Annotated in this window: 13 protein-coding genes; 1 reads left to right on the top strand and 12 read right to left on the bottom strand. The window is 70.7% G+C overall.

Annotation, left to right across the window (positions count from 1 at the left end):
* Positions 1-40 precede the first annotated feature (40 nt).
* From ACFP3H_RS18040 to ACFP3H_RS17985, 12 genes are all read right to left on the bottom strand, one after another.
* The gene (locus tag ACFP3H_RS18040) at positions 41-1,420 is read right to left on the bottom strand and encodes an ABC1 kinase family protein (protein ID WP_378607521.1); all 1,380 of its coding nucleotides are present in this window, start codon (positions 1,418-1,420) and stop codon (positions 41-43) included.
* Between the two features lie 133 nt (positions 1,421-1,553).
* Positions 1,554-2,327 (bottom strand): sporulation protein, encoded by a 774-nt coding sequence (locus ACFP3H_RS18035; RefSeq protein ID WP_378607518.1) that lies wholly within the window; start codon positions 2,325-2,327, stop codon positions 1,554-1,556.
* Between the two features lie 54 nt (positions 2,328-2,381).
* Positions 2,382-3,110: a lysophospholipid acyltransferase family protein gene (locus ACFP3H_RS18030; RefSeq protein ID WP_378607515.1), complete on the bottom strand. Its 729-nt coding sequence runs from the start codon at positions 3,108-3,110 to the stop codon at positions 2,382-2,384.
* 117 nt (positions 3,111-3,227) lie between these two features.
* Positions 3,228-4,223 (bottom strand): ROK family protein, encoded by a 996-nt coding sequence (locus tag ACFP3H_RS18025; RefSeq protein ID WP_378607512.1) that lies wholly within the window; start codon positions 4,221-4,223, stop codon positions 3,228-3,230.
* Positions 4,220-5,014, bottom strand: coding sequence for a flagellar biosynthesis protein FlhF (locus ACFP3H_RS18020; RefSeq protein WP_378607509.1), 795 nt, complete (start codon positions 5,012-5,014; stop codon positions 4,220-4,222). The genes ACFP3H_RS18025 and ACFP3H_RS18020 overlap by 4 nt, the downstream gene beginning before the upstream one ends.
* Positions 5,004-6,254 carry an ArsA family ATPase gene (locus ACFP3H_RS18015; protein WP_378607506.1) on the bottom strand — a complete coding sequence of 417 codons (1,251 nt, stop codon included), beginning with the start codon at positions 6,252-6,254 and terminating at the stop codon, positions 5,004-5,006. The genes ACFP3H_RS18020 and ACFP3H_RS18015 overlap by 11 nt, the downstream gene beginning before the upstream one ends.
* 26 nt (positions 6,255-6,280) lie before the next feature.
* On the bottom strand, positions 6,281-6,718 hold the full coding sequence (locus ACFP3H_RS18010) for an SRPBCC family protein (RefSeq protein ID WP_378607503.1): 438 nt from the start codon (positions 6,716-6,718) through the stop codon (positions 6,281-6,283).
* 269 nt (positions 6,719-6,987) lie between these two features.
* Positions 6,988-7,383, bottom strand: coding sequence for a polyketide cyclase / dehydrase and lipid transport (locus ACFP3H_RS18005; RefSeq protein WP_378607500.1), 396 nt, complete (start codon positions 7,381-7,383; stop codon positions 6,988-6,990).
* A gap of 43 nt (positions 7,384-7,426) precedes the next feature.
* Positions 7,427-8,554 carry a glycosyltransferase family 4 protein gene (locus ACFP3H_RS18000; RefSeq protein WP_378607497.1) on the bottom strand — a complete coding sequence of 376 codons (1,128 nt, stop codon included), beginning with the start codon at positions 8,552-8,554 and terminating at the stop codon, positions 7,427-7,429.
* 42 nt (positions 8,555-8,596) lie between these two features.
* A complete protein-coding gene (locus ACFP3H_RS17995; protein ID WP_378607494.1) occupies positions 8,597-9,607 on the bottom strand; it encodes a peptidase MA family metallohydrolase in 1,011 nt (336 codons plus the stop codon).
* Between the two features lie 9 nt (positions 9,608-9,616).
* The gene (locus ACFP3H_RS17990) at positions 9,617-10,681 is read right to left on the bottom strand and encodes an NlpC/P60 family protein (protein WP_378607492.1); all 1,065 of its coding nucleotides are present in this window, start codon (positions 10,679-10,681) and stop codon (positions 9,617-9,619) included.
* Between the two features lie 171 nt (positions 10,682-10,852).
* Positions 10,853-11,422 (bottom strand): C40 family peptidase, encoded by a 570-nt coding sequence (locus ACFP3H_RS17985; RefSeq protein WP_378607489.1) that lies wholly within the window; start codon positions 11,420-11,422, stop codon positions 10,853-10,855.
* A 766-nt stretch (positions 11,423-12,188) separates the two neighbouring features.
* Between ACFP3H_RS17985 and ACFP3H_RS17980 the strand changes: the two genes are divergently transcribed.
* Positions 12,189-14,048 (top strand): DEDD exonuclease domain-containing protein, encoded by a 1,860-nt coding sequence (locus tag ACFP3H_RS17980; RefSeq protein WP_378607486.1) that lies wholly within the window; start codon positions 12,189-12,191, stop codon positions 14,046-14,048.
* Positions 14,049-14,090: the final 42 nt, after the last annotated feature.

Below are 14,090 nucleotides of genomic sequence, written 5' to 3'. Positions count from 1 at the left end.
CCGAGATCGCGGACCTGCGTAGCGCGGCGGTGGACGGTTCTCACAGCCCTGCGGCGGCGGCGGTTTCGGGGTACCAGCGGGTGCACTCGGCGCGCAGCGGCACGGTGGTGTGGAGTTGGCACAGGATGGCCACGCCGCCGAGGAAGGAACGCAGCAGGGCGGTGTGGGCGGGCGGCATGGTGAGTTGGCGCAGCACGTTGGTCAGGCGCAGGTCGGTGACCAGGCGGACCTGTTCGCGCAGCCAGGTGGCCGAGAGGGGGTAGGCGGGGGCGAGCAGGGCGTCGCGCACGGGGCGCAGGCGGGCGATGACGGTGGCGATGTCGAGATCGCGGTCGGGGGCGACGAAGCCGTGGCGGCGCAGCGCGGCTTCCAGTTCGACGGGGGACTCGGCGATGACGGCGGCGCCCACGTCGCCCGCGACGGTGAGGAAGTCGGCCGGCCACGGGGTGCAGGCGCCGAAGTCGACGACGCCGAGGCGCCCGTCGGGCATGCGCAGGAAGTTGCCGGGGTGGGCGTCGCCGTAGACCAGGGCCACCCGCGCGGGCGCGGAGAACAGGAAGCGCAGGATCAGCACACCGAGGCGGTCGAGTTCGGCGGCGCGGCCGTGCTCGATCAACCGGGTCAGCGGCACGCCGTCGAGCCACTCGCTGACCAGCACGTCGCCGCGTTGGGCGATCACCCGGCTGACCACCACGTCGGGGTCGTCGGCGAAGGCGGTGGCGAAGGCGCGCTGGTTGAGTGCCTCACGGGCGTAGTCGAGTTCGTCGCCCAGTTCGGTGCACAGCGCCTCGACCACCGGTCGGGTGTCGGCGCCGGGCAGCAGGGCGGTGAACAGGGGGGTCGCGCGGCGCAGCGCCTGCAGGTCGGCCAGTACCGCGCGGCGCGCGCCGGGATACATGAGCTTGACCGCGACCTGGGTGCCGTCGTGCCAGCGGGCGCGATGGACCTGGCCGACCGAGGCGGCGGCGCAGGCGCGATCGTCGAATTCGAGGAACAGCTCGCGCCACCGGGGTCCGAGATGGGTGGCGAGTTCGGCGTGTACGGCGCCGGGCAGCATCGGCGGGGCCGAATCGTGCAGGCGGGCCAGCGCCAGCCGGTACGGTTCGGCCAGTTCGGGCGCCAGGCCCAGTTCGAGCAGGCCGAGGAGTTGGCCGAGTTTGGCGACACAGCCCTTGAGTTCGCTGAGGACCTGGAACAGGTGCTCGGCGGTGCGGACGCGGATGTCGCGGTCGATGTCGGCGGGGTCGCGGCCCGCCACCCGCTTGCCGAGGCCCGCGATGCGGCGGCCCGCGTAGGCGACGGGCACCGCGGCCAGTCGGGCGCCGCGGGCGACCCGGCCGGTCGGTGGATGGCCTTGCGGTGCGGTGTCGCGCCGCCGGAACGGCAGGACGCGACCCTCCTCGGATCCACCATCGGCCATGTGTCCCTCGCCCTCCGCCGACGCGGGCCACCGAATCCCCGGCCCGCCACGGTCTCTCGCCCGCACAGGCTACCAATCGGGCGCGGGGGTGTCCGGGCAACGGCGAGCGAACTGGACGAGTGGCCGACTCGGTTCAGCCGCGGGCGCCCAGTTCGGTCAGCACGCGGTGGATCTCGGCGGTCCAATCACGGTGTGCCAGTTGGGCGTAGTCGACCCAGAACATGCCGATCCGGTCGGCGTCGTCACGGAACCACCCGCCCTCGATATCGGCCTCTAGCACCACGCTGAGGCCGTGCCCGGTGGCGACGAAGGTGAGTTCGAGCTGGTTCGCGCGCGGGAAATGCGGCGAGCGACCGAACTCGATCTCCTGGTAGAACGGCAGCTGCTGCGGGGTGCGGGCGATCCTGCCCGCTTCCACGTCGGCACCGTGCAGCGGAAAACCCATGCGGCGCAGGGCATCCAGGATGACGTGCTGGGCGGGCAGGGCGCCGATGCCGATCGGGTCGGTGTCGGTGGCGTCGACGGCGTTGTGGATGTCGACGATGGTGCGCAGCGAGACCGTCGCGCCCGGCAGGTGCTTGCCGTCGAAGAAGGTGATCGGGGTTTCGTGCGGAACCGGTGCGGTGAACCGGAATTCGGCCACCGTGCCCGCGAGGAGGGTGAAGGGTCCGGCGACGGGAATCCGGCCGAAGCCGTGGTCGGCGATACGTTCCTCACCGTCGGAGTACTCGCGCTCGACCCGGGTCACGAATTCGACCGCCACGTGGCCGATGGCCTGATCGATCCGACCGCCGCGCAGTCGGATCACGCCGTCGACCACACCGCCGGGTTGGGCTCCGGGAGTGAACAATTCGGTGTCGACCTCGGCACCGCCGACACCGGCGGCGGCCAGCAATTGCTTGAACATGGCGAGCAGTCTGGCCGACCGCGCTTGCAGTTCGCTTAAGAGTGACCGCGCGGCTCAGCCGGCGGCGGTGTCGGGGATCCGGGTCGCGTCGAGCTGGCGGTCGGTCGCGGCGACGCCCTTCTTGAGGCTGTGCGCGTACACGTCGACGTATTCCTGACCGGTCAACCGCATCAGCTCGTACATCACCTCGTCGGTGACGGCGCGCTCGACGAAACGGTTACCGCTCATGCCCTCGTAGCGCGAGAAGTCCAGGGGCGCACCGAATTTCAGCGTGACCTTGTGTCGACGCCACTTGAACGGTCCGGGCGGGGACACCTTGTCGGTGCCGATCACGGCCACCGGGATCACCGGCACGCCGGTCTCGAGCGCGAGCCGCGCCATGCCGGTCTTGCCCTTGTAGAGGCGACCGTCGGGGGAGCGGGTGCCCTCGGGGTACAGGCCGACGAGGCGACCCTCGTCGAGGAGCTTGGTAGCCGCGCGCAGGGCATCCTCGGCGGCCGAGGCGCCGCTGCGGTCGATCGGGTACTGGCCGGTGCCGCTGAAGAAGAACTTCTGCAGGCGACCCTTGAAGCCGGGGGTGGTGAAGTACTCGGCCTTGGCCAGGTAGTTGATCCGGCGCGGGCTCAGCAGGGGCGCGAACAGCCAGTCGGAGAAGGACAGGTGATTGCCCGCCATGATCGCCGGACCATCGGTCGGAATGTTCTCGACACCTTCGACCACGGGTCGGTTGTACAGGTGCATGAACGGCCCCACGAGAACGAACTTGAGTAGCCAGTAGAACATGGCGCCCTTTCCCCGGGACCTGGATGGTCGTGTAAAGCCTCGTCGAAAAACGACTTTACCGCTGGTCGCAGGTCACAACCAACCCAGGCTGGTAGCACGCGCGCATGGCTGTGACCATCATCTCCCGGCGCGCCCGACCGCCGGGGCGTCGATCGCCGCCCTGGCCAGTTCCGCGGCCCCGATCATGCCCGCGGCCTCGCCGAGTTGGGTGGTGCGCAGCCGGGCCAGCGGGCGGTGGCCCGCGCCGGTGACCGCGCCCGCGTAGTGCTCGCGGGCCTCGTCGAGGAACAGCGGCGCCGAACTCGACACCCCACCGGCGATCACCACCAGATCGGGATCGAACAGGTCGCTCACGAAGGCCAGGCCGAGCCCGAGCCAGCGGGCGAAATCGGCCATCACCCGCACCGCGAGCGGGTCGCCGTCCTGGGCGGCGCCGGCGACCCGGCGGCCGGTGAGCGAGCCGGGATCGCGGATCACGTCGCGGGCCAGTACCGAGCGCACCGGGTCGGTGGCCAGCATCTCGATGGCGGTGTCGGCCAGTGCCGTTCCACTGCAATAGCGTTCCCAGCAGCCGTGTTTGCCGCACGGGCAGGCGCGACCGTCGGGCACGACCTGCAGGTGACCCAGTTCGGGGGCGATGCCGTGGCTGCCGCGATAGAGCGTGCCGTCGATGAGCAGGGCCGCGCCGATGCCGGTGCCGATCGCGATCAGCACCACCGTGCGCCCGCCCGCCGCCGCGCCGAAGCGGTACTCGGCCCAGCCCGCGGCGTTCGCGTCGTGCTCGAGGATCACCGGCAGATCCAGCCGGGCGCTCAGGCGGCGAGCCACGGGTGCGTTCTGCCACGGCAGGTGCGGGGCGAACAGGACCGTCGACTGGTCGGTGGAGATGAAACCGGCCACCGCCAGACCCACCGCGGCGATGCGATGGCGGCGGGCCAGCTCGCGCACCGAGCGGTCGATCGCGTCCTCGAGCGCGCGCGCCGAATGCGGGGTCGGGGCCTGCACGGTGTCGAGGACCTCGCCGTCGGCGTCGACCACCGAGGCGCGGATATTGGTGCCGCCGACATCGATGCCGACGGTGAGCTGGTGTTGGGGGTCGATCCGGCTGGTCATCCCCGGATCGTCACCGGGATGTCGACATAGCCGGAGCGGGTGCTCGCGCGGTTCGGGGCCGCACGACGGTCGGACTTCGGCGGCTCGGGGGCGAAAGTGCCCGTGCCCGAGGCGTTCGCGGCCTCGGAAGCGTCCGGTTCCGGGGTGATGTGCGGGGGGTGGGTCGGCCGCGGGGCGGGGTACTCGCCGACTCGGCGCGGGCGCGGGGTGGGCTCGGCCGCGCGTGCGTGGGGTGTCCCGGTGCGCGGCTCCTCGGTCGGCGCCGGAGGGGCCGCGGCCCGCTGGTCGGACTCGTCCCGAGGGAACGCACCGCGCTGGGAGCGCTTGCGCGATTCGGTCGACGTGGTGTGCCGCTCGGCGGAACGCGCCTCGTTCGGACCGGTGGCGTGTGGTCGAGCGTCCGCCGTCGCGAAGGGCTCGGTGCGCGGTTGTTCGGCGTGGGGATCGGTCGAATTCGGGTGTCCCGCAGCGTGATCGGCCCACTCCTGGGGCAGGACCGGTTCGACCGGGATCCCGGCGAGGGCTTCGCGCAGCACCGTCACCATGGACGTGCCGTGTTCGGCCAGGGCGGCGACGACATCGTGGTGGTTGCCGCGGACCAGCGCGGCGGCGGCGCAGACCGGGCACCAGGAGCAGCCGCCGAGGTCGGCCTGGCCGTCGGCGGCGGTGCGGCGCAGCACCGGTTCCACGCGGGCGAGCAGCACCTCGGCGAGCAGCCGTAACTCCTCGGCGAACTCGGCGAAGCCGTCGGGATGGTGGCCGTGGCGGTCGGACTGGGAGTCACTGCTCATCTGCGGTGGCCTTCGTGTAGTTCGGATCGGCGGGCCACACCCGCGGGTCGGGCCGGAAGCGGACCACGAGATGACCGGTATCGAGTTCGGCGCCCGCCACCGTGCAGCGGCGCAACACCGGCGCCAACCGCACGCGCGTGCGGACCCCGTCGGCTCCCACGATCAGATCGTCCTCCACTCGGCCCAGCCGCAAAGTGCCGGGATCGACCACCGGTAGCCGCATCCGCATCGCGTACACGGAGTCGATACCGGAGCCGGACTCCCATCGAACCATCGGTTCGCCCGATTCCGCACTCCGAGCGTACGCGGCGGGCAGCGTGTCGACCGAGGCCGAGAACGCCGACAGCGCACCGACCCCCACCGGTTCGGCCCCGGCGTGCTGGGCGATCAGGATCGGAACATCGGTGAGCTGCTCGTGCAGGCGCGCCACCACCTCGAGTTGCTCGGCGCGCCGATTCAGGTACCAGTGCACGGCCGGATGGGCGCGCTCGCCCGGCGCGGGCACCGGGGCAAGGACCTTGTTCACCATCACCGCGTCCAAGCGCAACCCGAGCAGCGCGGCCGCCGAGTGCACCCGACGCGCCTCGGCCACGGCGACCTGCTCGGGGCCGGTGATCAGGCGCGCGCTGGTGCGGGTGCGGTCGGCGAGCAGATCACGCACCTGCGTCACCGCCACCACGATCCGCTCCACCGCCGCCGCGAGCACCGCCTTGCGCAGGTCGAGGCCGATCGCGCTCATAGTGCGAGAGTGCTTGGGCCACAGGCGTTCCAGATAGTTCAGCATCGTGTCGGGGGCGGTGACGATGCGCAGCATGTCGGCCGAGGGCGGGCAGTCGACGACGATGACGTCCCAGTCGTTCTCCTCGGCGTACTGGGCGATCTCGACCAGCATCAGCAGTTCCTGCACGCCCGGCAGCCCGGTCAGCTCGGCCGGATCCAGCGCCGCCAAGTCGAAGCCGTGATCGTGGGAGCCGCCGGTGGCCAGCATCCCCACCACCTCGCGGAAACGGTCCTCGAGCAGGGCGAGGGAATCGATCTCGATGACCTCGATCCCGGGCGCCACCCTGGCCACCCCCGCGACCGTGCCCGGATCGTGCGGGAAACGGAAACCGAGGGCGTCACCGAGCGAATGAGCCTGGTCGAGCGAGGCGATCAGCACACGCTGACCCGAGCGGGCATAGGTCATGCTCGTCGCGCAAGCCAGCGTCGTCTTCCCGACACCGCCCTTGCCGACGAACAACTCGACGCGGGTTCCGCCCGGGGCGCTCAGCCTTCGACCCGCTTCTTCAGCTCGTTCAGCGCCGTGTCGGTGATGACCTTCTCGGCTTTGCGTTTGAACATGCCGATCATCGGGATGTTCAAATCCACGGTGAGTTCATAGACGACCTCGGTGCCACCCTCGGGCGTCTCACGCAGGGCGTAACTGCCGTCCTGGGCCTTCTGCAAGTCGCCGCTGAGCAGATGCCAGGTCACCGCCCGACCGTCGGCGCTCCAGGTATAGGACAGGACGTAAGTGTCCTTGACGACCCCGGCGTCGAGCACGAAACGCGCGGTGGCGGCCCGGCCCGCCGCATCACGGTCGATGACCTCCACCGACTTCGCGGCGGCCACCCACTCGGGATAGGACTCCAGATCCGCGATGACGGCCATCACCTGCTGGGCGGGGGCGTCGATCAGTATTGATCGCTGAGTCCGGTCGGCCATGACGTCCTTTCTGTGTTATTTGGCGGCTGGTGCCGCGGTTCTCGGCGCTTAACTCCGCCTCTTCCCTCGCTCCGGGTACTCCTTCGTCGCACCCTCCGCTCAGTCCAGAGGCGGAGGCGCGCCGAGAACACCCAGGGGTGCCTGGCCCAGGTGTTTGAACTGGGTTTTCTGGGGCATCGCGCTTTGGTGGTGGGGGTGCTCGGTGTGTGGGACCGCCGGGGCTTGGTGGTCCACACGTGTCATAGTTCGGTGAGCGGGGCGGGTGGGGGTCATGGGGCCGGTGCGGTTGTGGGGGGTACGCCTGCGGGGCGGCCTGCTTCGAGGCGGGACTTGAGTTCGAAGGCCATGGTGCGGCCCGCTACTCGGCGGGTGCGGTTGGCGGCGGCGAGGGCGCGAGGGGCCGGCTTCGCGGCGGTGGGGGGTTCGGCGTGGAGGAAGTAGTGGAGGATGGCGCCCTCGGGGACTGCTTCCAGCCAGACTTCCATGGTGCCGGTCAGGGCGCCGGAGACGGTCCAGCGGATGCCCTTGTCGCCGCGGTCCTCGCGCACGTCCAGGCGCAGGTCGGGCCACCAGCGGCGCCAGTTGTTCGTGGCGCCGAGCACCTCGGCGATCGCGGCGCCCGGTGCGGCGAGGAAGGTCTGGTCGGCGACCTGGATACTGCTCACCCGGCTGAGCGTATCCGACGCCACACCGGGGCCGGCCGGGGTGTCACCGCAGAAGTTCCCGCAGCCGGGCGCCCTGACGGTCCCAATGCCAGTTCTGCTCCACCCAGCTGCGACCGGCCGCGCCCATCTCGGCGGCCTTGTCGCGATCGGTGAGCAGTTCCACGACGGCGTCGCTGAGCTGGGCGACCGACCGGCCCGCCACGACATAGCCGGTCTCGCCCTCGCGCACGGTCTCGGGCGCCCCGCCGGAATCACCGGCGATGACCGGAACGCCGGACGCCGACGCCTCGAGGAACACGATCCCCAGACCCTCGACATCCAGGCCCGCCCCGCGCGTACGACACGGCATCGCGAACACATCGGCGATGGTGTGGTGCGCGGCCAGCTCGCCCGAAGGCACCCGACCGGTGAACACGACGCTGTCACGCACACCGAGCGTGTCGACCAGCGCGCGCAACCGCGACTCGTAGGGGCCGCCGCCCGCGATCACCAGCACCGCGCCGTCGACCCGCTCGCGGATCTCGTTCATCGCCACGATCAACATGTCCTGGCCCTTGCGCGGCACCAGCCGCGACAGGCACAGCACGGTCGGGCGGTCACCGAGGCCGTAGCGGGCGCGCAGTTCGGCGCGCGCGGCCGGGTCGGGGCGGAATTCGTCCGGGTCGACGCCGGGCGGAAGGTGTTCGAGGGCGGCGTGCGGGCCGAAGGCGGCGGCGAAGCGACCACGGGTGTACTTGCTGACATAGGTGATCACGTCGGTGTGCTCGCCGATCGACCGCAACACCTGGCGCGAACCGGGCAGCATGGACCAGCCGACCTCGTGGCCGTGGGTGCTGGCCAGAATCCGCTCGGCGCCCGCGCGGCGCAACACCGGCGCCATCGAGGCCAGGGGCGCGGCGGCGCCGAACCAGACGGTGTCGCAGTCGTGCTCGCGCACCAGCGCGCTCGCCTGCTTGATCACCGCGGGGCTCGGCAGCATCAGCGTGGTGGGGTGGCGCACGACCTGGAACTTCTGCGCGGCGTCGAACTTCTCGTGGCTGTCACCACGCCAGCGCGGCGCGTAGACGACCAGGTCCTCGGGCGGCAGCTGCTGGGTCAGGGCCTGCAGGTAGGACTGGATGCCGCCCGGCCGAGGCGGGAAATCGTTGGTAACCAGCAGAGTTCGGGCCATGAGAACAACCTAATCGGTCGACGCGACAGGGAATGGACGTGGTCAGACAGCGCGGCCGCGCAACCAGGCCCGCCAGCCGTCGAGCAGCTCGGCGCGCGAGGCCCCGAGCACGGCGGCGAACGCGCTGTCCTGCGCGGCACCGGATTGCGGGCCGGTCGCCAGGCGCTTGTAGAGCGTGGTGAGCGCGGTCGGGCCGTACCGATCGGCCAGGAACGCGCAAGCGGCCCAGGCACTTTCGTAGGCGTAGGCGGCGTCGACACCGGCGAAATCGGCGTCGGCGATCAGGTCGGCGGGCACGGTGCCCGCGCGCAACCGGGTGGTCAGGGTCGGGGCGATCTGGGAGAAGGTGGCGCCGCGGTCGCGCTGGGCGACGTACTCGGCGAAGCCCTCCACCAGCCACAGTGGGGCGCCGTCGACGGTCTCGGCCCTGGTGGCGATGTGGGTGAGCTCGTGGCGCAGCAGCGTGGCGAGGCCCTCGGCGCCGAGTCGGCGGCGCGCGTCGGGGTTGAACACGATGCGCTGATCGGTGGGCCGGGTGCCGGGGACATAGGAGCCGCTCAGCGATACCGCGGCCACATCGGCGGCGGCCGAGATGCCTGCCGACCTGGTCAGCGCGATGAACTCCGCGGGCGAACCGGCCACGACCACCACCGGCGCGCGATTCCACTCGGTACCCCACACCGCGCTCACCTGCGAAACAGCCGGGCCCAGTTGGGCTTCGAGCACGTCGAGGTCGGCGCGATGGCTCGGGTGGGCCACCAGCAGGGCCTCGTCGGCGTCACCGGCGGCGACCTCGCGCACCAGGATCGGGCCGTAGGGCTGTAAGTCGCGGCGCACCGGACTCAGGCGCGGATGGTCGATGACCTCGGAGGTCTCGAGCACCTCGGCCTCGTCGGTGGCCAGTTGCAGCGGACCCACATTGCGCGGCACCAGGATCAGCGCGACGCACGCGCCGGTCAACAGGGTGACCGAGAACAGGGTGACGCAGAACTCCAGGCGACCGTTCGACGACAACCACGAACGCAGGCCGGGACGGGAAGACGAAGAGCTCACCGGTGTCGCTCAGTATCGCCGGGCCGAGTGATACGGAGTCGTGTTGATCGGCGCCACCGCGACCGGAACGCCGAAGGTGGAGGCGTGCACCATCATTCCGTTGCCCGCGTAGATACCGACGTGGGTGATATCGGGATAGAACAGGACCACATCGCCGGGTAGCAGTTCGTCGCGGGAGACCGGGGTGCCGAAGTTGGCCTGCTGGGAACTGGTGCGCGGCACGTCCTTGCCGACCTGCTTGAACGCCCACTGCACCAGGCCGGAGCAGTCGAACTGATCGGGTCCGGTGGCGCCCCAGACATACGGATCGCCGACCCGGGTCAGGGCGGCGGCCAGTGCGCTGGTGCCGCTGCCGGGGACCAACCCGGCCAGCAGCGAATCCCGGTCGAAACCGGGTGGGAAGGGCGAACCGGCCAGCGTCGACTTGTCGCTCGCGGAGAGCTGGCTCCACGCCTCGACCACGCCGGTGGTGGCCGCGGCCAGATCCTGGCGCTTGCGTTCCACGTCGGTGCGCACGGCATTCGCGGCGGCGGTGGCGGTATGGGCGGCGTCGGCGGCGGCGCGGGCGGCGTTGTCGGCGATCGTGGCGGCGTCGGCGGCCTGTTTGAACTGGCGGACCGTGTCGGCGGTCTGCTGGGCCACGACGTCCAGGGTCGACATCTTGTCCAGCAGCTGCTGGGGCGAACCGCTCGACAGCACCGCGAACATGCTGTTGGTGCGCACGCCGGTATAGGCGGCCACGGCGGTGCGGTCGATCATCGGCTGGTACTTGCGCACCTCGGCGCGGGCGGCCTCGACCACGGCGGTGGTGGCGGCGACCTTGCTGTCGGCGTCGCGCTGCACGGCCAGCTTGGCGTCGAGGTCGGTCTGGGCGTCGAGGGCTTGCTGATTGAGCTGTTCGGACTGGCGCGACAGGTCGACCATCCGGGAGATCGCGTCGGTGGCCGAGGTGGGCAGGGCGACGGGATCGGAGGTCGCCGGTCCCGCGGTGTAGACCGCGCACACCAGGATCGCGGCGGACAGGGCTCCGGCGAAACCGCGCGCGGCGCGCGAATTCCGGTGTGGTGCAGTCACGTTGGCCCGTGCCCCGTTCTCTCGTTAGCCGCCATACCCCAGCGCGAACTCCTCGTCAGCCGAGAAGGTCTCGATCAGGTTACGGAACCGCTCGTGTCCGTGTCCAGTGCAGCGGCGGACCGGTCACGGTGCGCCCTTCCCCGTGAATGACGCACCGTACCCCGAGACGGATCAGAAGCGGCGAGCGCCCGCGAACGGCATCGACGACAGCGGCGCGAGCTGAACCGGGGTGCCGGAGGTCGAGGCGTGCACGACATTGCCGTCGCCCGCGTACAGACCCGAGTGGCCGCCGCCGTAGAACGACACCAGGTCGCCGGGCTGCAGGCTGTCGATCGAGACCGGGGTGCCCGCGCCGAGCTGGGCGCCACTGGTGCGCGGCAGGTCCAGACCCGCCTGGGCGTAGGCCCACTGGACCAGGCCCGAGCAGTCGAAGGCGTTCGGGCCCGCGGCGCCGTAGACGTAGGGGGAGCCGATCTTGCTCATCGCGGCGTCGAGCGCGATGTCGGCGGCGGTGGCGCGCGGCGCGGTGAAAACCTGCGGCGCGGCGGGGATCTCGATGCCGGGCACGCCCTGGGGCAGCGGGATCTCGTTGGGAACCTCGAAGGTGCCGATCCCGGGAATGGTCACCGGGGTCGCCGATGCCGGCGCGGCCGGCAGGAGGAACGCGCCGATGGTGGCAGCGCCGACGGCTCCGACGGCAACGGCACGCTGCGCCTGACGCTTGACGGTGTTGTTCGCCATGATGCGGTACTTCCAATCTGCCTCACGACGACGTGTCCGTATGACGCGGCGGGCTTCGTCTCGCTTGGCCGTTGCCGGTTCAGCGGGACTCCGTGAGGTCTCGAAAAGGTTACGAAGACATCACGGGGGTTTGTAAAGTCGGACGCCGGTCCAGGGGGCATTCCGGGTGATATCGCCGGGGAATCGATGCGAGCTGGGTCACACTCGATCACGAAACGATAACGCCAGGTCACGGCGAGCGTGATGTCGAAGCGCTACCGGCGCGTCGCCAATAGGGCGTCAGTGGGCATTCGCGTGCTGTTTCTCAGCTGAATCCCAGGTGGCACGGGCTCGGTGTGCGGACAGGCGGTGCGGCGGGTGGGGTGCCGCGCGGGCGGCGCGTCGCGGATTTCGGCGCACGGCGACCGGTAAGGCCGATTACCGGTTGAAATCCGCGTTATTCATGTGCCATTCGGATATTTGTGAGCCCGATCACTTTTGAGTTTGATCTAGGTCATTTTGTTCGCACCGGAACGAAAGCCTCGCACCGAATTACCGGCGCGAAAGGTGAACAACGGCCGCGGCAGCCGATTTCGGCGGGTCGAACCGGGCCGACCGGTCTGTTCGACGCTTGGTGGGAAAGTTGTTGCGGCAGTCCCGCCCCGCCTTGTCGTGCCGCCGTCGTGGCTCCCGTCGGATCGGTGGCCGACCGGGTATCAGGGCGGTTGAATCACCGCGATGGTGCGACGCGGCGAGTGTGTCGGACCCCCGTCCTACGCTGCTGCCCGTGTCCGATCCCGTTCCGCTTCCCGCTGCCGCGCGGCAGTTGGCTTTCGATGAGCTCGATACCCCGCTGTATGCCACCACTTTCGTCGTTGTCGACCTGGAAACGACCGGGACCAGCGCGGATCGGGACGCGATCACCGAGATCGGGGCGGTGAAGGTGTGTGGGGGTGAGGTGCTGGGGGAGTTCGCGACGCTGGTGAATCCGGGGTACGCGATTCCGCCCGCGATCGTGCAGATCACCGGGATCACCACGGCGATGGTGTACGAGGCGCCGCGGATCGAGGCGGTGCTGCCGGGGTTTCTCGAGTTCGCGGCGGGGGCGGTGCTGGTGGCGCACAACGCGCGCTTCGACATGGGGTTCTTGAAGGCGGCCGCGGCGCGACAGGAGATCGAGTGGCCGAACGCGCAGGTGCTGTGCACGGTGAAGCTGGCCCGGCGCGTGCTCACCCGTGACGAGGCGCCCTCGGCGAAACTGGGTGTGCTGGCCCGGATCCTCGGCGCCGCCACCACCCCGACCCACCGCGCGCTCGACGACGCCCGCGCCACGGTCGACGTGCTGCACGCGCTGATCGGGCGGGTCGGCAATCAGGGCGTGCACAGTCTCACCGAGCTGCTCGACTACCTGCCCGGCGTCACCGGAACCCAGCGCGCCAAACGCGGCTTCGCCGGCGACCTGCCCGCCGCGCCGGGCGTCTATCTCTTCCGTGGACCGTCGGAGGAAGTCCTCTATATAGGTACGGCGGTGAACCTGCGCCGGCGCGTGCGCAACTACTTCACCGGCTCGGAGACCCGGGGCCGGATGAAGGAGATGGTGGCGCTGGCGACCCGGGTCGACCACGTGGTGTGCGCGCACGGTCTCGAAGCCGGGGTGCGCGAGCTGCGCCTGCTCGCCGCGCACGCCCCGCCGTACAACCGTCGCTCGAAGTTCCCCCAGCGCGGATGGTGGCTCACCCTCAGCGACGAACCCTTCCCGCGCCTGATCGCGGTCCGCACCGCCACCCGAACAGCGGTGGGCCCCTTCACTTCTCGCACCGACGCCGTCGACATGGCCCTGACCGTCGCCGAATTCGCCGGCCTGCGAACCTGCGCCACCCGCCTGACCCGCACGGCGAAACACACCTGCCCGCCCGCGGTGGTCGGCGGCTGCCCCGCGGCCAACCAGGACGCCGACCTCGACGCGACCGCCTACGCCCCCCGCGCGCACGCGGTCCGCGACCTGTTCGCCGGCCGCGCCGACACCCTGCTGCGCGCCATGCTCGACCGCATCGAAACCCATTCGGCCACAGAACATTTCGAAGCAGCTGCCCGTCTACGCGACCGCACCGCCACCGTCGTCACCCGACTGCACCGCACCCAGCGCCTCGCCGCCATGGCCCGCCTCGCCGAACTGATCATCGCCCTGCCCGACGGCGCGGGCGGCTGGGAATTCTCCGTCATCCGCCACGGCCGCCTCGCCGCCGCGGGCACCGCCCCCCGCGGCACCCCACCCATGGCCGTCGTCGACCAGATCGTCGCCGCCGCCGAAACCGTGATCCCCGACCTGGGCGACGCGACAGCACGGACCACTCCGCTGACCACCGATTCCGCCGTCGGCCCGGACGATTCCGAGTGGAGCGATGCGCACGAACCCACCTCGATCGACCTGCTAGAAGACCACATCCCGCCCCTGCGCGGCGCCTCCCCGGAGGAAGTCGGCGTGGTCGCCCGCTGGCTCGCCAAACCCGGCGCCCGCATCGTCCGCACCACCGCCGGCTACCACGAACCGCTACACGGGGCAGGCCGATGGGCCGCCTGGGCCCAACGGGCCCACACCGCCGCAACCACCAAAACCGAACAAGAGCAATACCTGTCCGAACGCTGACACACCCACCACCCAACCGCGCCATCCCACCCACCCACCCAC

The sequence above is a fragment of the Nocardia lasii genome (assembly GCF_042658545.1).
In the GTDB taxonomy this organism is placed as follows: Bacteria; Actinomycetota; Actinomycetes; order Mycobacteriales; family Mycobacteriaceae; genus Nocardia; species Nocardia lasii.
The sequence above is the reverse complement of the archived record's forward strand: the minus strand, read 5'-3'. Positions and strand labels throughout refer to the sequence as shown.